Consider the following 18757-nt stretch of genomic DNA (forward strand, 5'->3'; position numbering starts at 1 on the left):
CGTGCGATCGGGCCGGCGGAGGCCCGGGGCGGTCAGGCCTTCGGCTCTTCGGCGGCCGCCGGGCGGCCGGCGAACCCGAGGAGGCCGACGACCAGGTTGGCGGCGATCCAGACGAACAGGACCAGGAAGCCGCGCTGCAGTGCGTCGGTGAAGGCCTCGGCGGTGCTCACGCCCTGGCCCGTGAGCTCGGCGAGGCGGGAGCCGACGACGGTCGCCGTGACCGCGAGGGCGAGGGCGCCGCCGACCTCGGTGGAGGCGTTGAGGACGGCGGAGGTGGTGCCGGCGTCCTCCTCCGAGGCGTCCTGCGTGCCGACGACCGGGGCCGTCATCATGCAGAGCACCAGGCCGACGCCGAGCAGCGCGGTGACGGGCAGCAGCAGCGACCAGTAGCCGCTGGTGGTGCCGGCGCCGAGCATCAGGACCAGCATGACGGCGAGCAGGACCGTGCCGATGACGTACGGGACACGGGGCCCGAACTTGGCGATGAGCACCGGGACGGCACCGGACACACCGAGCATCGCGAGGCTGGTCGGGATGTAGGCGAGGCCGACCTCCAGCGGGCTGTAGTCGAGGACGAGTTGCATGTACTGCGGCAGCATGAAGAACGACGGCAGCATCAGTCCGGCGGTGATCAGCTGGGCGATGGTGCCGGTCGCGACGGAGCGGCGGCGCAGCAGGCGCAGCGGCAGCAGCGGCGCCTTGGCGGTGCTCTCCACCCGGACGAAGACGGCGAGCAGCACCACGGCGGCGGCGAGCGAGCCGAGGGCGGTCGTGTCGGTCCAGCCGTCGGAGCCGGCGGTGACGATGCCGAAGACCAGCGCGAGCAGGCCGAGGGTGCCGGTGAGGGCGCCCAGGACGTCGGCGGGCGGGCGGGCGCCGGTGCGGACGATCCGCGGGACGTAGGCGAAGGCGCCGGCGATCAGGAGGACGCCGATGGGGATGTTGATGAGGAACGCCCAGCGCCAGTTGACGTCGGTGACGGCGCCGCCGAGCAGGGTGCCGAGGCTGGCGCCGACGCCCATGACGGTGCCCCAGATGCCGAGGGCCTTGGCGCGCTCGGCGGGCTCCGGGTAGGTGGTGACGAGGATGGAGAGGGCGGCCGGGGAGAGCACGGCGGCGCCGATGCCCTGGAGGCCGCGGCCGGTCAGCAGCATGCCGCCGCTGTCGGCGGTGGCCGCGGCGAGGGAGCCCAGGGTGAAGAGGGCGATGCCGGAGACCAGGACGGTACGGCGGGCGAAGACGTCGGTGAGGCGGCCGCCCAGCAGCATGAGGCCGCCGAAGAGCAGCACGTAGATGTTCATCACCCACTGCAGGCCCTGGGTGCCGAGACCGAGGTCGCCGCGGAGCTGGGGCAGCATCACGTTGGCGATGGTCGCGTCCAGGACGCAGACCAGCTGGGCGACGGCGACCACGGCGAGGATCAGTCCGCGCCTGCCGGGGGCGGGGGCCTCCGGGCCCGCGGGGGACGGGCCGGCCGGCGCCTGGGGCGGCGCGGGCCGGGCGTCCGGGGCGGCGCCCCGAGTGGTGTCCCGAGCGGTGTCCCGGGCGTCGATGCTCATGTTGTTCTCTCCTGCCTCTGCTGGATTCCTCGGCGGTTCACGCCGCGCTGATGCGCTCGTAGATGGCGGCGAGGCTGCGGTCGGCCAGCAGCTTGCCGACGGGGACGCGGGAGCCGGTCTCGCGCTCGACGGCGGCGACCAGGCGCAGCATGTGCATCGAGTCCCAGCTCACGACGTGGTCGAAGTCCGCGGAGAGGTCGTCGACGCCCAGGGGCAGGTCGAGCTCGTCGCGTACCAGGTGGATGAAGTCCTCTTTGGTCATGACGCGGTGCCTTCCAGGGTGGAGTCGAGCAGGATGTGGGAGGGGGTGACCGGGAGGTTCTCCAGGTCGTGGCGGAAGTGGAGTTCGTCGTCCGCCGTCGACGTGGGGGCGAAGCCCATGGAGGGCCAGAACTCCCGGACGTTCTTGTTCTTGGCGGTCGGCCGGTAGCTCGCGAGGACCGCGCGGGCGCCGGTGGCGGCGGCGTGGGCGAGGAGGCTCGCGACGGCGGTCTGCTCGATGCCGCGGGCGAAGACCCGGCAGGAGAGCAGCATGTTGTCGATGTGGAGCTCGTCGCCCGAGCGGCGGGCGAAGACGGCTCCGACGACGCCGTTGTCGCCGAAGCGGTCGCCGGAGCGGATCGCGAGGACGAGGTGGTCCGGGTCCTCGATCCGGGCGGCCACCTCGGCGGCCTGGAGCCGTACCGTGGTCAGGTTGAACTGGTTGGTGCGCAGGGAGAGTTGCGCGACCCGGTCGATGTCGCCCGCGCCGGCCTCGGTGAGCTGGACGCGGACGCCGAGCCCTTCGAGGTACTCCTCCATGGAGCCGGCGTTCTCGAGGAGGTCGGCGCGCTCGGACTCGGTGCGGTAGAGCGCGGCCCGTGCCCGGTCCTCGTCGGTGAGGCGGGCGGTGTCGAACCAGCCGTCGGCGAGCAGCTTCTCGATGTGCAGGGCGGGCTCTTCGTCGAGGCGGACGACGGCGACCTGCGGGAGGCTGTCGGCGACCAGGCCGCATTCGAAGGGCGAGTCGTCGGCGAAGACGAAGCTGTCGACGCCGAGGTTGAGCTTCTCGGCGATGTCCAGCAGGTTGGCGTCCTTGGGCTGCCAGTTGGCGTTGACGCGGGCGAAGTCGGCCTCGCGCAGCACCATGTCGGGGTGGTCCTTGAGGACCTGGACGACCGGCTCGTGGTCGTTCTTGCTGCTGACCGCGAGCAGGATCCCCTGGGTGCCGATCTGCTTGACGACCCGCTGGAAGTTGCCGAAGGCCTCGCCGCGGAAGGTGGTGGCGGCGGCGATGCCGTCCGGGCCGTCGTCGCCGAGGATCCCGTCCCAGAGGGTGTTGTCGGCGTCGACGACGAGGACCTTCTTGGTGCGGCCGCTCAGCATGCGGGAGAGGTGGGCGACCTCCCGGGCGTAGCGGGCGAGCAGGTCGTCGCCGAGGTTGGCCTTGGCGTAGGCGGCCATGCGGGGCTCGTCGAGCGGGACGCCGGAGGCGACGACCGGGTCGAGGTCGATGACGTGGATCCGCGGGTTGCCGAGGGCGAGGCGCAGGAGTCCGCTGTTGAAGTCGCGCCAGGCGATGCCCGCGCGGGCCCGGGACTCGTGGTCGATGAGCTGGTGGGTGACGCTGCGGGGCAGCGGCACGGTGTTGAGGACCAGCGCGGCCGTGGCGTTCCCGGTGAAGGCGGTGGCGAGGCTCTCGATCTGGGCGAGCTTGCGCTCGGCGGTCCGTACGAGGTCGTCGGCCTGCCAGGGCGAGCCCATCTCGTCGAGGAGGGTCTGCGGGTCGAGCACCCACAGGGCCAGGTCGACGTCGGGGGCGTGCAGGGCGCTCGCCGGGTCGCGCAGGTCGCGCAGGTAGGCGTCGAAGTCGCCGAGCCGGTCCTCGACGAGGACCCCGTGGCGGGCGAACTCGGCGGTCAGCGGCGCTCGTACGCCTCCGATCGTGGAGTGCCCGGTGAGGGCGACGACCGCGGTCTCGGTCTCGGGGCGGGCCGCGAGCACGGCCTGCCGGTCGAGCTGGACGAGGAGGTTCCCGGCGCGCCGGAAGTCGGCGTCCGCGCCGCCGGACACCATGGCGGCGAGGAGCGGGGCGACGGACGGGTAGTTCTCGGCCAGTGTGCCGTCGGCGCGCAGCGCGCGCAGTGATTCCAGCGGAGACTTCCGGGTTTCACGATCCGCCGGACTGGATACCGTGGTCAATGATCTCTCCTCACGCGCGCGCCTCCGTCGGCCGGGCCGCCCTGTCCTCCGTACGGACGGATCGTCTGTACGGACAGCTGTTCTGTACGGACGGATCGTCTGTACGGACAGACGGACAGTCGGTACGGGCAGATCGTCGGCGGCGGCGCTTGAGCCGGACTCGCACTCGGGTCCAGCGCCGCGGCCCGCCGGGGCGGGCCGGCCCCGTACGGACCGTGGATTTCTCATGCATCGACACGTTCGGGGTTCATGGGAGGCCGGTGACCTGGGCACTGTCGCCCCAACAGGGGGGCGGGCCAGACTCGGTAGCACGATGAGAGCTGGCGAGTGGAGGGGTGGAGCTGCATGGACATCAAGGTCCTGGGGTCCTTCGAGGCTTCGGAGAACGGGGTCGCGCTCCTGCCGACCGCGGGGAAGCCCCGACAGATCCTCGCGCTGCTTGCCCTGCAGGCCGGCCAGATAGTGCCGGTGCCCACGCTCATGGAGGAGCTGTGGGACATGGAGCCGCCGAGGAGCGCGCAGACGACGCTGCAGACGTACATCCTCCAGCTGCGCAAGCGCATCGAGGCGGCGCTGCCGCCGGAGGGCCCGCGCCGTGCGAAGGACGTGCTGGCCACCCGGTACGGCGGCTACCTCCTCGACATCACACCGGAGGAGGTCGACGTGCACGCCTTCGAGCGGCTCGCGGCCGCCGGGCGGCGCGCGCTCGACCTGGGCGACCGGGAGACGGGCTCACGGCTGCTGCGGCAGTCGCTCGCGGTGTGGCGCGGCCGGGCGCTGGTCGACGTGCACCACGGGCTGCGGCTCGGGGTGGAGGTGACGCGCCTGGAGGAGAGTCACCTGTGCGTCGTGGAGTCCCGCGTCGAGGCCGATCTCGCGCTGGGCCGGCACCACGCGCTGCTGAGCGAGCTGGCGGTGCTGACGGCCCGCCATCCGATGCACGAGAACCTGTGCGCCCAGTACATGACGGCGCTCTACCGGTCCGGTCAGCAGTGGCGGGCGCTCGAGGCGTTCACCGCGCTCCGCGGCTTCCTCGTGGAGGAGCTGGGCGTGGAGCCCTCGCCGCGGCTCCAGGAGCTCCAGCGCGCCATCCTCAGCTCCGACCCCCGACTGACCCGTTTCACGCTCCGTACCGATCTGACGGTCTGATCTGCCCACCCGCGCGGAACCCCGCACCGTGGAATCCCGCATGTCCTAGGAGTCCCTCATGCTCTCGTCCCTCAAGGCCTTCAACCTGCTCGTGATGTTCCTGCTGGAACTCTCGGTGTACGCGGCGACCGCCCTGTGGGGGTTCACCACGACCGACAAGTGGCCGTTGAAGCTGCTTCTCGGCGTCGGTGTGCCGGTCGGTCTGATCGCCGTGTGGGCGCTCTTCGGGGCGCCGCGCGCCACGTACGCGGTGCACGGCGGCGGCCGGGTGCTCCTCGAGGTGCTCTGGTTCGGAAGCGGCGCCGCCGCCCTGCTCGCCTCGGGGAGGCAGGGCTGGGCGGCGGCGTTCGTGGGGATCTTCCTGGTCAACGCGGCGCTGCGGCTCCTCTGGAACCAGTGATCGCGCCGCGTCGGCGGTGGCGGGGCGTCACCACTGGGGCGACTCGGTGAACTCCAGTACGGCGACGGTCCACATGAAGCCGACGCCGACGCCCATGGTGACCAGCAGGTCGCCCGGCTGCGGGTCCCTGGCCTCCACCACGTGGTTCATGCCGATGAGCTGGTCGCCCGCGCCCATGTGGCCGAAGTCCTGGCCCCAGTCGTACGTGGTGGTGGCGCGGTCCACGCCGAGCAGCGAGTAGAACGAGAACTGGGCGATCGTCTCCGCGATGTTGGCGTGGACGAAGAACCGGGCGTCGGACAGCTTGGCGTCCGCGTCGTCGAGCGCCTCCTGGAGCACCTGGGAGGCGTTCTTCGTCATCTGCTGGATGACGTGGTCGTAGGCGCCCTCCTCCTTGAGGAGGTAGTCGGACTTGCGGCTGCGCAGGTCGACCGGCTTGCCGTCGAGGAACGGGCCGTCGGTCCAGCCCTGCGTGCCGCGGTAGATGGGCTCCAGGGAGGAGTCCGTGTAGGTCGCGGTGGACTTGAGGCGGGCGAAGCCGCCCTGGTTGGAGAGGACGAGGGCGCCGGCGCCGTCGCCGTACGCCTGCTGGCTGTCGGAGCCCCAGCGGTCGAAGTACGGCAGCCGGAAGGCGTCGCCGGTGGTGACGAGGGCGGCGGAGGGGACGCGGCGGCTCGCGAGGTGCGAGGCGGCGAGCTCCAGGCCGGCGAGGCCGCCGTTGGAGCCCTGCCGGATCTCGATGGAGAGGCCGGTGCCGCCGACGGTCTCGTTCTGCACGTAGTTGACCGGGGTCCAGAAGTCCTGGCCCTGGTGGCCGACGCAGCCGTGGAGGACGATGTCGTACTCCTCGTGGGGGCGGCCGGCGCGCTCGACGGCCTGGCGGCCGGCGTGGGCGGCCATGACCGGGCCGGGCTCGTCGGCGCGGGCCACGCGGACCGCGCGGATGCCGTTGGAGGTGGCCTCCTCGGCGTCGTAGCGGCCGGCGGCGACGGCCTCGGCCGCGGTCTCGACCTGCTCCGGAAGGTAGGCCCCGAGTCCGGCGACGTACAGGTTGTCCCAGCGCATCTGCGTTCTCCCTCTGTTCTCGCTCTGTGTGTGGTGTGACTGCTGTGCTGCGTGGTGCGCGGTTACGCGACCTGTACGTCGTCCGCCAGGTCGAGGCAGGTCTCGACCTGGCCGACCACCTGGTCCGCCAGGGCCGGGAAGCCGGAGTCCAGGAAGTAGAAGTGGCCGCCGGGGAAGAACCGCTGGACGAACCTCGCCCCCGTCTCCCGCCGCCACAGGTGCATGGCGGAGGCCGGGGCCCAGGCGTCCTGGGTGCCGCCGAAGACCGTCAGCGGCGAGCTCAGCGGCGAACGGTGCGGTGCCGGGCGGTAGTTGTCCACGGCCTTCAGGTCGGCGCGGACGGTCCGCAGGAACCGGTCGAGGAAGTCGCCGGCCTCGGTGACCCGTTCGGGCATGCCGCCGAGGTCCAGCATCACGTCGAGGAGTGCGGCGTCGTCGAGGCTGTGCAGGGGTACGGCTCCGACGCCCGGGTGCTGGGGCGCGACCCGCCCCGACACCCCGGTCCACACCGGGTACCGGCCGAGGCCCTCCAGGGCCCTGGCGGTCTCCACGGCCACCACGGCGCCCATGCTGTGGCCGAAGAGGGCGAACGGCGCCCCGCGGTCCGCCCACGGCAGGACGTCGGCGACGGCGGTCTCCACCACCTCGGCCATGTCGTCCAGTTGGGGCTTGCCGGCCCGCCGTCCGCGCCCCGGCAGGTCGAGCAGGAGCAGGTCCCAGTCGGCGGGCAGATGGCGGACGAAGGGGTAGTAGACGGCGGCGGATCCGCCCGCGTGGTGGAAGCCGATGAGCCGGACCGCCGGCTCGTCGACCGGTCGCGGCCGCAGGAACGGGCTGCGCTCGACGGTCACCGCTCCACCCCCATGGCGGCGCAGACCTGCTCGCTGAGGTGGACGAGGAGATCGGCGACGGGCATCTCCACCGGGCAGTCGAGGGTGGGGAGTTCGACCCCGTACTGCTGCTCGACGCTCTTGGTGAGGAGCATCGCGGTGAAGGAGTCGCCGCCGACCTCGCAGAAGGGCACGTCGGGGGCGAGCGCCCCGTCCGCCTTGAGCACGGCGGCGAGCTCGGTGGTCAGGTAGGCGCCGATCTCGGCCCGGTCGAGCGGCCCGGTACGGGTGGGGGCGACCGGGACCGGCGCGATGTGCGCCGGCTCGGCGGCCGTCTCCTCGATCCAGAACCGCTTGCGCTGGAAGGGGTAGGTCGGCGCGTCGACGAACAGCGCGCCGGGGGCGGCGAGGTGGTCGAGCCGCAGCGTCGCGCCGCCCCGGTGGAGCGCGGCCAGCGCCTCGGCGAGGAGGCGGGGCGCGGACTCGGGGTCGTCGCCGGCGAGCGGCAGGCTCTGGCCGCCGGCCGTGATCCGGGCGGCGTCGGGGCCGGACGTGTCGCTTCCGGTCGCGAGGGCCGTCTTGACGCCGAGCAGCGTCAGGACGGCCCGCAGCCGGGCGGCGGGCGTGCCCTCCCCGTCGGTCGCCGGACGCAGGCCCGGGAAGTGGCGGGCCAGTTCGGCCAGCGCGGCCTCCAGGAGGGCGGTGTCGGTGCCGGTCGCCAGGACGACCCGGTCGGCGGCGCGCACGCCGTCCGCCGGCTGTCCGGCGGCGAGCGCGTCGGCGAGGGCCGCCGCGTCGCAGCCGACGACGGCCAGCCGGTGACCGAAGTGGACCCGGCCGGCGCGCAGGGTGTGGCAGAGCGAGGCGACGCCGGCGGCGTCGAGGCCCGTCAGCACCTCCTGCACCCGCTCGGACAGCTCGGCGAGGGCCCGGGGGTCCTTCGCGGAGAGGGTGAGCAGCTCCGGGTGGTTCTCCGGTACGTCCACGGGGGCGGCGGGCGCCGGGTGGTACGCGGAGAGCACGGCGTGCGCGTTGGTCCCGGAGAGACCGAAGGCGCTGATGCCCGCGGTGCGGTCCTCGGGGGCGCCCGCCCACGGCGCGGGCGCCCGGGGCACGGTGAGGGCGATCCGGTCCCAGGGGATGAGCGGGTTGAGCCTGCCGTCGCCGGGCTGGGCGCCCGCCGGGACGGTGCCGTCGCCGAGCATGAGGACGAGCTTGAGGACGCCGGCGATGCCGGCCGCGGCCTCCAGGTGCCCGATCCGCGCCTTGACGCTGCCGAGGGCGACGGGGGCGGTCCGCTCCCCCGCGCCGGTGCCGAGGACCGCGTCCAGGGCGCCGACCTCGATGGGGTCGCCGAGGGCGGTGCCGGTGCCGTGGGCCTCCACGTAGCCGACCGAGCCGGGGGCGACCCGGGCGTCGGCCAGGGCCGCGCGGATCACCTCCTGCTGGGCGGGGCCGCTCGGGACGGTGAAGCCGGAGGAGGCCCCGTCGTGGTTGACGGCGCTGCCCCGGACGACGGCGAGCACCGGGTGGTCCCGGTCGAGGGCGTCGTCGAGCCGCATCAGGGCGACCATGCCGACTCCCTCGCCCCGGCCGTAGCCGTCGGCGTCGGCGAGGAAGGTCCGGGACCTGCCGCCGGGCGAGAGGGCCTCCCCCTGGCAGAGGGAGACCATCAGGTCGGGGCCGAGGATCAGGTTGGCGCCGCCGGCGAGCGCGTAGTCGCACTCGCCGCCGCGCAGCGCCCGCACCGCCTGGTGGATCGCCACCAGCGAGGAGGAGCAGGCGGTGTCGACGCTGGTCGCCGGGCCGGAGAGGCCGAGCGCGTAGCTGATCCGGCCGGCGACGAAGCAGTGGCCGCTGCCGGTGCTGTGGTACGGGTCGATGCGGCTGTAGTCGCCGTCGTGGACGAACCTGCGGCCGTACTCGGAGGCCATGACGCCGACGAACACGCCGATCGGCAGCCGGTCCTGGCGGCGGGCGGCGATGCCGCCGCGCTCCAGCGCCTCCCAGGCCACTTCGAGCAGCAGCCGCTGCTGCGGGTCCATGGTCTCGGCCTCGCGCTGCGAGATCCCGAAGAACGCCGCGTCGAAGGAGGCGATGTCGTCCAGGAACCCGGCCCGGTCCACGTAGGAGTGGCCCTCTTTGCCGCGCTCGGGGTGGTAGACGGCCCGCAGGCCGGTGCGGTCCTCGGGGATCGGGCCGACGGCCCGGGTGTCGGGGTCGTCGGAGTACAGGAACGTCCGGTACGCGTCGGGGGTGTCGATCCCGCCGGGCAGCCGCATCGCGGTGCCGACGACGGCCACCGGGGCGTGGGCGCGGGCCTCCAGCTCGGCCACCCGGTCCTTGAGCCGGCGGGACAGCTTCAGCTGGTCCTGGATCACCTGTCGCAGTGCTGCGGTGTCGGGGGCGGTCGCCATCACTCTGCTCCTGCGTTCGCGTGGTGTGTCGCCGTGTGCGGGGGTATCGCCGTGTGCGGGGGAATCGCCGTGTGCGGGGGTATCGGTATCGCCTTCATCGCCTGCTCACCGCTCCTGGGAGAGGTCGTCGTGGACGGCCTTGAGCAGATCGTCGAGGGAGAGCTCGTCGAGCTCCTCGGACGACGGCCCGGCCTGCGGGGTGTCGGCGGTGCTGGGCACCAGGGCGGACACCGGCGTCGTCGCCGGTGCGGGGGTGGCGAGGGCGGCCGGTGAGACCGCGTCCTCGGCCAGGAGGAACTCACTCATCGACAGGACGCTCGGGTGGTCGATGGCGACCGTGGCCGGCAGGTCCCTGCCCATCGCGTGGGCGAGGGCGGCCCGCAGGTCGATCGCCATGATCGAGTCGAGGCCGAGCTCGGAGAAGCCCTCGGCGTCGGCGGAGCCGTCGGCGGGGAGTCCGTCGTCGGAGCCGAGCATCCGGGCGACGAGCGAGCGGACCGCGGCGCGCAGGACGTGCTCGCGCTCCTCCTCGTCCGTGCCGCGCAGCCGCTCGGTGATCCAGCCGGCCGGTTCGGCGGCGTCGGCCTCGGAGCGCTCGGCGGCCGGTGCGGGGCCGGTGAGTTCGGCGACCAGGGCGGCGCGGGCGTGGCCCGCGTTCTGCTCGGCGTACCGGGCGGGGTCGAGGCCGACGACGACGAGCCGGGCCAGCGGGGCGTCCGTCGCGAAGGCGAGCGGGGTGGCCGCGTCCGCGTCGGAGAGGGCCCGGATGCCGAGCCGTCCCGCGGCGCGTTCGACGGCCGCGGCGGCCGCCATGCCGCCCTTCGCCTCCGGGACCCAGGGGCCCCAGTTGACGCTGACGGCGGGGACGCCGGTGGCGCGGAGCCGTTCGGCGAGTCCGTCGAGGTAGCCGTTGGCGGCGGCGTAGTTGGCCTGTCCGGCGGCGCCGAGCACGGCCGAGACCGAGGAGAACAGCACCAGGGCGCGCGGGTCGTGGCCGGTGATCGCCTCGGCGAGGACGTCCGCGCCGCGTGCCTTGGCGTGGAAGACCTTCTCGTACGAGGCGTCGGTGAGGGAGCCGAAGGCCGCGTCGGCGTTGACGCCGGCCAGGTGGTAGACGGTGCCGAGCGGTCCGTCGGCGGTGGCGGCCGCGACGGCGGCGGCCACGTCGGCGGGGTCGGTGACGTCGCCGCGGACGACGGTGACGCGGACGCCGGAGGCGCGCAGTCCGTCGATGACGCCCTGCTCGGTCGTGCCGGGCGCGGACCTGGCCATCAGGGTGATCCGGTCGCCGCCGCGGGCCGCGTGGGCGGTGGCCACGGCGAGGCCGAGGGCGCCGAGTCCGCCGGTGACGAGCGCCCCGCCGGCGGGGCGGTCCCCGTCGGCCTCGGCCGGGACCTTGACGAGCCTGGCGGCCCGTACGCCGTCGTCGGTCAGCGCGAGCCGGGTCTCCCCGGGCAGTGCGCCGAGCAGCTCGGCGAGGGGCCGGGCCGCGTGGGCGGCGTCGATCCGGACCCGGGTGAGCCTGCGGTCGGCCTGTTCGGCCTCCAGGGCGGTCGCCATGCCGAACAGGGCTTCGCGGAGCGGGGCCCGTCCGGCGGAACCGTCGACGGCCAGGACGTACGGGAGGGTCTGCGGCAGGGTCCGCAGGCCGGCGGCGAGCAGCTGGGCCGCGTGCAGGGCGTGGCCCGCGTCGCCGGTGCCGGGGGCTGCCCAGCGGGCGTCGACGACGAGGTCGGCGTCGGGGTGTGCGGGCAGCTCGCCGGTGTGGACGAGGGCCCGGTGTCCGGCGGCGGTCAGCGCGGCGACGAGCTCGGCGGCTCCGTCCTCGTCCGCGAGGACCAGGACGGCGAGCTTTCCGCCGGTCGCCGGGGTCTCGGTGAGCGGCGCCCAGTCGAGGGTGTGGACGAGGCCGTCGCCGCGGAGGCTGGCCTCCAGGACGGCCCGGGAGGCGTGCCGGATGCGGAACTCGTCGGCGGTGAAGACGCTGTGCTCGGCGCCGGTGGCGGCGTCCCTGGCGTACAGGTGGAGGTCGGCGGTCTCGACGCGCAGCCGGTCGTTCGGCAGGGGCTCGGCGCGCAGGACGCGCACCCGGCCCCACAGCTCGCCGCCGGTGAGCGGGCGGCCGTGGAAGGAGAGCTCCTTCGCGGCGAACGGGATGGCGAGCGAGGGGGCCTCGACGGCTCCGTCGTCGACGAGGAAGACGGCGATGCTCTGGAAGCAGGAGTCGATCAGGCCCGGGTACAGCTCGTATCCGGCCGGGTCGTCCGGCAGTTCGGGCATCGTGTAGCGGACGAGGGCCTCGTCGCCGCGGATCCACACCTCGTCGATCCACTGGAAGGACGGGCCGAGGGTGTAGCCGAGCTCCCGGAAGTAGTCGTAGAACTCGGCCCGGGTCAGGTGCCGGTCGCTGGAGTCGATGAACGCGGTACGGCTCTCGGCCGGCGGGCGGTGGGCCTCCGGGCTGCTGGAGTACCGGCCGCCGATGTGCTTCTGCCAGACACCGCGCTCGGGGTCGAGGAGGCTCTGTACGGAGAGTTCGGCGCCGCCGCCTTCGGTGGGCCGGTCGACGACGATCTGCGCCTCGTACTCCTCGCCGTCCTTGATGACCAGGGCCCGCGGGCAGATCAGGTCGCGGAGGACGACGGGGCTGCCGTCGCCGCCGAGGGCGGAGAGGACGGTGGCGAGGTGGGAGGCGGCCGGGGTGACGACCGTGCCGTAGAGGCGGTGGTCGGTGAGGTACGCGGGGAAGCCGGAGCTGCGCTCGAAGGAGAAGGCGCGGCCGGTGAGGCCGGGCGAGCGGAGTTCGGCGCCCCAGTGGCGGCCGGCGCCGGCGCGGACGGCCGGGGATCCGGAGGTGCCTGCGCCCGTGGACCGGCTGCCCGCCGTGGTCCAGTACGCGGTGTCGGCGAAGGGGTAGCGGGGGGCGTCGGCCCGGCCGGTGCGGGTCCCGGTGATCTTCGCCCAGTCGAGGCGCTGGCCGCGCTCGTAGAGCGTCTTGGCGGCGCCGAGCAGGACGGCGCGGTCCTGGCCGCCGCGGCGCAGCGAGGGCGTGGAGCCGCCGTCGGGGGTGAGTCCTGCGGCGCGGACGAGGTTGACGAGGGTGCGGTCGGGGCCGACCTCCAGGAGCACGTCGACGTCGAGGTCGCTCAGCGCTCGGGCGCCTTCGACGAACTGGACGGGGCGGCGGATGTGGTCGGCGAAGTAGGCGGGGGTGAAGGTGTCGGGGCCGGCCTCGGTGCCGGTGACGTTGGCGATGACGGGGAGCTTCGGGGCGCCGAACTCCAGGCCCTCGAGGGCCTGCTGGAACTCGTCGAGGACCGGGTCCATCAGCCGTGAGTGGAAGGCGTGCGAGACGGTCAGCGGGCGGCACCGTACACCCTGCTCGCGCAGGCGTCCGGCGAGTGTGTCGAGCCGGTCGGAGGGGCCGGCCACGACGACGGACTCCGGTCCGTTGACGGCGGCGACGTCGACTCCGGCCTCGGCGGCCCAGGCGGCCACGGTCTCCGGGGCGGCCGGGACGGACAGCATGCCGCCGGGTGCGGTGGACTGCATGAGCCGGGCGCGGTGGGCGATCAGCGTCATGCCGTCGTCGAGGCTCATCACCCCGGCGTGGACGGCCGCGGCGATCTCTCCGACGCTGTGGCCCATGACGGCCACGGCGCGAACGCCCCAGGACTCCCAGAGCGCGGCGAGCGCCAGCTCCAGGGCGACGAGGGCCGGCTGGGTGATCCGGGTCTGGTTGACGACGGTCGGGTCCTCGCCGTAGAAGACGAGGTTGAGGAGCGAGTCGCCGAGGTGCGGGGTGAGGGCCCGGTCGCAGGCGTCGAAGACCGCGCTGAACACCGGCTCCGTCTCGTACAGTTCGCGTCCCATGCCGAAGTACTGGGCGCCCTGGCCGGAGAAGAGGAACGCCACCCTGGGCGCCTTGGCGGGGCCGGACGCCGGGGTCGCCGAGGCGAGCGCGGTGAGCAGCTGCTCGCGGTCGCGGCCGAACACGGCCCGGCGCACCGGGAGATGGGCCCTGCCCGCCCCTGCGGTGGCGGTGAGCTGGGCGAGTGCCTCCTCGGGGGCCTCCTCCAGGGTCCGCCGCCACTGCTCGGTGAGCCGGTCGAGGCCGGCCGTGTCGGGGGCGGAGAGGGGCAGCAGCAGGCCGTCGGCGGAGGTGCGCGGCGGTTCCTGCGGCTCGACGGCGGGTGCCTCGCCGATGACGATGTGGGCGTTGGTGCCGGAGAAGCCGAATCCGGAGACGCCGGCCAGGCGCGGGACGTCGCCCGGGGCCCAGGTGGCGCGGGAGTCGACGACGCGGACGTTCATGTCGCGCCACGGCACGTGCGGGTTGGGGTTCTCGAAGTGCAGGTCGCCGGGGATGCGGCCGTTGCGCAGGGCGAGGACCGTCTTGAAGACGGAGGCCATGCCGGAGGCCGACTCGCAGTGGCCGATGTTGCTCTTCACGGAGCCGATGAGCAGGGGTTCGCCGGGGCGCCGGCCGGGGCCGAACACGTCCCAGGCGGCTTCGAGTTCGATCGGGTCGCCGAGCGAGGTGCCGGTGCCGTGCGCCTCCAGGTAGCCGATCTCGGCCCCTTCGACGCCTGCGTCGGCGAGCGCTGCCCGGATGACCTGGCGCTGCGCGGTGCCGTTGGGGGCGGTGAAGCCGGAGGAGGCCCCGTCCTGGTTGACGGCGCTGCCGTGGATGACGGCGAGGACCTGCTCGCCGTCGCGCAGGGCGTCGGAGAGGCGGCGGAGTACGAGGACTCCGCAGCCCTCGGCCCGTACGAAGCCGTCGGCGGAGGCGTCGAAGGTCTTGCAGCGTCCGTCGGCCGCGAGCATGTGGGCCCGGCTGACGGCGACCGAGCAGGAGGGTGCGGCGATCACGTTGACGCCGCCGGTGAGGGCCCGGTCGGTCTCGCCGGAGCGCAGGGAGCGGACGGCGAGGTGCAGGGCGACGAGCGAGGACGAGCAGGCGGTGTCGACGGCGAGGGCGGGGCCCTGGGCGCCGAGGTAGTAGGAGAGCCGTCCCGCGGCGGCGTTCAGCGCGGTGCCGGTCGCGAAGTAGGCGTCGAGGGGCTCCAGGCCGCCGCTCTCCAGGACGCGGGCGTAGTCGGAGTTGGAGATGCCGACGAAGACTCCGGTGCGGCTGCCGGCGAGGGACTTCGGGTCGGTGCCGGCGTCCTCCAGGGCGTGCCAGGCGGCTTCGAGGAGCAGCCGCTGCTGCGGGTCGAGGCTCTCGGCCTCGCGGGCCGGGATGTCGAAGAACGCGGCGTCGAAGCGGCGGATGTCGCGGAGGAAGCCGCCCTGGTCGGTGGAGATGGAGCCGGGGCGGGCGCCCGCCGGGTCGTGGAGGGTGCCGGTGTCCCAGCGGTCGGCGGGGACGGGTCCGACGCCGTCGCGGCCCTCGTCGAGCAGGGACCAGAACTCCTCGACGGAGTCGGCGCCGGGGAAGCGGCCGGCCATGCCGACGATCGCGATGGGCTCCTGGTCGGGGTGCTCGGGCTGCTCGGCCGTCGCCTCCGGTACGGGGGTGGCGGCGGGTGCGGGGCGGGCGGCCGGGGCCCTGCGCGGCGCGGGGGCGGTGGTGCGGCCGTCGAGGCGGCCGGTCAGCTCGGCGGAGAGCCGTTCGACGGTCGGGTGGCCGAAGATGTCGCCGATGCCGACGTCGACGCCGAGGGTCGCGGTGAGCGCGGCCGCCGCGTCGACGGCCATGATCGAGTCGAGGCCGAGGTCGAGGAAGCCGGTGGTCTCGGGGAGGGCGGTGGGGTCGTCGTGGCCGAGGATCTCGGCGAGGACCTCGCGGGTGCGGCGGGTGACGAGGGTGAGGCGGCGGTGCTCGGGGGCCTCGGCGAGTTCCTGTGCGAAGGCGGCGGCCGGGGACTCTGCGGGGGTTCGGGACGCGGCGCCGGTGGGCGTGTCCGCCCCCGTGAGCCCGTCGAACAGGGCCCGGGCTCGTACGGAGTTCATGACCGTGCGGAAGCGCTCGGCGTCCAGGCGGCAGGCGACGGTGTGGGCGCCCGTGCCGTTTCCGGCGAGTCCGGCGAAGCCCTCGGCGGGGGCCACGGGGCTGACGCCCATGCGGGCGAGGAGGGCGCGGGCCTCGGGGCTCGCCATGCCGTCGAGGTCCCAGGGCCCGAAGGCGACGCTGGTCGCGGGCGTGCCCTCGGCGGCGCCGAGCGCGGCCACCGCGTCGAGGCCTCCGTTGGCGGCGGCGTAGGCGCCGTAGCCGTCGGTGCCCCAGACCGCCGAGACGGAGGAGAGGTGGACGAGGAAGTCGAGCGGCCAGTCGGCGGCGAGGAGGCGCAGCCAGACCGCGCCGGTGAACTTGCCGGCGAGGGCGGTGGCGAAGGTGGACTCGTCGGCCTCGGCGAGCGGCAGCCGGTCGATGCTGCCGGCCGCGTGGACCACTCCGCGTACCGGCGGCATGCCGTCGAGTACGGCGAGGGCCTCGGTGAGGCGGGCGGCGTCGCCGGTGTCGGCGGGGGCGTACACGGCCTCGACGCCGGCCTCGGCGAGTTCGGCGAGCAGCTCCCGGGCGTCGGCGGGCAGTTCGTCCTGCGGCCGGCGGCCGAGGAGGACGAGGTGCCGGGCGCCGCGGGCGGCGAGGTCGCGGACGAGTCCGGTGCCGATCGCGCCGAGTCCGCCGGTGAGGAGGTACGTGGCGTCGGGGTGGACGGGCAGCGGGCGCAGCGGCTCGGCGGCGGGCCGCAGCCGTGCGGCGTGGGCCGCTCCGGCGCGGACGGCGATCAGGTCCTCGGCGGAGTCCTCGGCGAGCGCCGTCAGGGCGGCGGTGGCGTCGGCGGCGTCCGGGACGGCCGGCAGGTCGAGGATCCCGCCCCAGGTGTCGGGGAACTCCAGGGCGAGCACCGGCGCGAGGCCGTGCAGCACGCCGTGGTCGGCGGCGGCGATCGGGTCGGAGCCGGTGACCTGGCGGACGCCCGCCGTGACGAGGTGGACGCGGCCGGTGCCGGCCGGGAGGGCGCGGACGGCGGTGGTCGCCGCGCCGCAGAGGGCGGCGGCGTGCGCGGTGGGCGCGGTGGCGTCGAGGGTGTCGGGCAGCGGGCCTGCGGCGAGCGCGAGCAGCAGGTCGCCGGGGCGCTCGTCCCAGACCCGGGCCCACTCCTCGGTGCCGGCGGGGAGCGTGTCGAGGACGGCGACGGTACGGCCGGCGGTGCGGGCGGCCTCGGCGAGCAGGGCGACGGCGGCGCCGTCGTCACCGGCGACGACGAGGGGGCGGAGGGTGTCGGGGGCGGTCGGGGCCGGGGTGTACGGGACCCACTCGACGCCGAGCGCGGGCAGCGGTTCCGCGGTGGAGGCGGCCGAGTCGGCGGTGTCGGCGGTGGGGCCGGCGGTGGAGGCGGCGATGGGGTCGGCCGAGCGCAGTGTCGCCGGGGCGGCGGTCTCCGGCGCGTACCGGACCCGCTCCCACGGGTAGGCCGGCAGGTCCGCGACCCGGCGCGGGAGCGCGGTGGCGGGGGCCTCCGGGGTCGTGCCGTCGAGCCGTACCGCCTCGGAGTCGGCGCCGTCGGCGAGGGCGCGCAGGGCGCGGGCCGCGGCGGCCGGGTCCCCGGCGGTGATCCCGGCGCGTACGGAGTGGCGGGCGCGGCCCTCGGTGACGGTGTACGCGAAGGCCGGGTAGGCCTCATCGGGCAGCTCGGCGAGGCGGTCGGCGAGCCGGCCGGCCCAGGCGCGCAGGGAGTCCTCGCTGCGGGCGGTGATCTCGAAACCGGTGACGGGGGCGGAGCCTGTCGCGGTCGCCGCGAGTTCCTCGGCGGTGAGCGGGCCGAGGACCACGTGGGCGTTGGTGCCGCTCATGCCGAAGGAGCTGATGCCGAGGCAGTCGCCCGCGCCGTCCTCACCGGTCCACTCCGTCTCCCGGCGCGGGAACTCGATACCGGTGGACTCGATGTCGATGCGGGGGTTGAGCGTGTCCAGGTGGACGACGGGCGGGACCGCGCGCCGCTTGACGGACGCCACTCCCCTGATGAGTCCGGCGATGCCGGAGGCGGCCTCCAGGTGGCCGATGCTCGTCTTGACGGAGCCGATGCGCAGCGGCGCGCCGCCGTCGCGGCGGCCGAGGGCCTCGACGATCGCCTCGACCTCGATCGGGTCGCCGAGCGCGGTGCCGGTGCCGTGCGCCTCCAGGGCGCCGATCGCGCCGGGGGTCAGACCGGCGTCGTCGAGCGCGGCCTTGATGAGGGAGATCTGGGCGCGGACGTTGGGGGCGGTGAAGCCGGAGGAGCGGCCGTCCTGGTTGACGGCGCTGCCGCGGATCACGGCGTGCACCCGGTCGCCGTCGCGGAGCGCCTCGGAGAGCCGCTTGAGGACGACGACTCCGCAGCCCTCGCCGCGGGTGAAGCCGTTGGCGCGGGCGTCGAAGGTCTTGCAGAGACCGTCCGGGGAGAGGGAGTTGGTCTGCTGGATGAGGCGGGTGGAGCGGGGCGACAGGATCAGGTTGACGCCGGCGGCGATGGCGACGTCGCACTCGTCGCGGCGCAGCGCCTGCCCCGCCAGGTGGACGGCGGTGAGCGAGGACGAGCAGGCGGTGTCGACGGCGACGGCCGGGCCCATCAGGCCCATGGTGTAGGCGATCCGGCCGGCCGCGAAGCAGTGGCCGTTGCCGGTGAGCCAGTAGGCGTCCTCCTGGCCTGCGGGCTGCCAGTCGCGGTAGTCCTGGCCGGTGACGCCGACGTAGAGGCCGGTCCGGAGGCCGGAGAGGTACTCGGGTGCGAACGCCGCGTCCTCCAGGGCCTCCCAGGCCACTTCGAGGAGCAGCCGGTGCTGCGGGTCGAGGCTGCGGGCCTCGCGGGGGCTGATGCCGAAGAACCCGGCGTCGAACTCCAGTACTTCGTCGAGGTAGCCGCCCCGGCGCGGGAGGGTGTCCCACTCCGCGGCGAACGGGCCCTTGCGGTGCTCGGGCATCGGGGCGACCAGGTCGCGGCCCTCGGACAGTGCCGTCCAGTAGCCGTCGAGGTCGACGATGCCGCCGGGCAGGCGGAGTCCGACGCCGACGACGGCGAGCGGTCCGCTCTGCCCGGAACGGGCCTCTTCGAGCTCTCCGCGCAGCCGCTTGATGGTGTCCATCGCGCGGCTGAGCGGGGTGGTGGTGCTTCGCCCGGCACCGGTCGTCCGGTCTGCCGATTCCTCATGGGTCGGTTGCGTCGTCAC

At 74.5% G+C, this 18757-nt stretch carries 9 protein-coding genes; 2 read left to right on the plus strand and 7 right to left on the minus strand.

The annotated features are described in order from the left end of the window. Positions 1-32: 32 nt before the first annotated feature. From OG361_RS11855 to OG361_RS11865, 3 genes are read right to left on the minus strand one after another with little or no spacing between them, the layout of a single operon-like run. Entirely contained in the window at positions 33-1559 is a 1527-nt protein-coding gene (locus OG361_RS11855; RefSeq protein ID WP_384562194.1) for an MFS transporter, read from the minus strand. A 37-nt stretch (positions 1560-1596) separates the two neighbouring features. Beyond that, the gene (locus OG361_RS11860; protein ID WP_024761885.1) at positions 1597-1821 is read right to left on the minus strand and encodes a phosphopantetheine-binding protein; all 225 of its coding nucleotides are present in this window, start codon (positions 1819-1821) and stop codon (positions 1597-1599) included. Continuing rightward, entirely contained in the window at positions 1818-3740 is a 1923-nt protein-coding gene (locus OG361_RS11865; RefSeq protein ID WP_405853288.1) for an HAD-IIIC family phosphatase, read from the minus strand. Before OG361_RS11865 ends, OG361_RS11860 begins: the two co-directional genes overlap by 4 nt. 345 nt (positions 3741-4085) lie before the next feature. On the opposite strand from OG361_RS11865, the gene OG361_RS11870 reads away from it, so the two are divergent. Next, positions 4086-4889 (plus strand): AfsR/SARP family transcriptional regulator, encoded by an 804-nt coding sequence (locus tag OG361_RS11870; RefSeq protein WP_024761883.1) that lies wholly within the window; start codon positions 4086-4088, stop codon positions 4887-4889. 58 nt (positions 4890-4947) lie between these two features. After that, positions 4948-5289 (plus strand): YrdB family protein, encoded by a 342-nt coding sequence (locus OG361_RS11875; RefSeq protein ID WP_384562189.1) that lies wholly within the window; start codon positions 4948-4950, stop codon positions 5287-5289. 27 nt (positions 5290-5316) lie between these two features. Here OG361_RS11875 and OG361_RS11880 read toward each other — a convergent pair whose 3' ends face one another. The 4 genes from OG361_RS11880 to OG361_RS11895 form a co-directional block, all read right to left on the minus strand. Further along, positions 5317-6354, minus strand: coding sequence for a ketoacyl-ACP synthase III family protein (locus OG361_RS11880; protein ID WP_405853289.1), 1038 nt, complete (start codon positions 6352-6354; stop codon positions 5317-5319). Between the two features lie 62 nt (positions 6355-6416). Next, positions 6417-7205: a thioesterase II family protein gene (locus OG361_RS11885; protein ID WP_384562183.1), complete on the minus strand. Its 789-nt coding sequence runs from the start codon at positions 7203-7205 to the stop codon at positions 6417-6419. Beyond that, on the minus strand, positions 7202-9601 hold the full coding sequence (locus tag OG361_RS11890; RefSeq protein WP_405853290.1) for a beta-ketoacyl synthase N-terminal-like domain-containing protein: 2400 nt from the start codon (positions 9599-9601) through the stop codon (positions 7202-7204). The genes OG361_RS11885 and OG361_RS11890 overlap by 4 nt, the downstream gene beginning before the upstream one ends. A 105-nt stretch (positions 9602-9706) precedes the next feature. Then, entirely contained in the window at positions 9707-18757 is a 9051-nt protein-coding gene (locus OG361_RS11895; protein WP_405853291.1) for an SDR family NAD(P)-dependent oxidoreductase, read from the minus strand.

Origin of the sequence: Streptomyces sp. NBC_00090 (assembly GCF_045160815.1) — a bacterium.
In the GTDB taxonomy this organism is placed as follows: Bacteria; Actinomycetota; Actinomycetes; order Streptomycetales; family Streptomycetaceae; genus Streptomyces.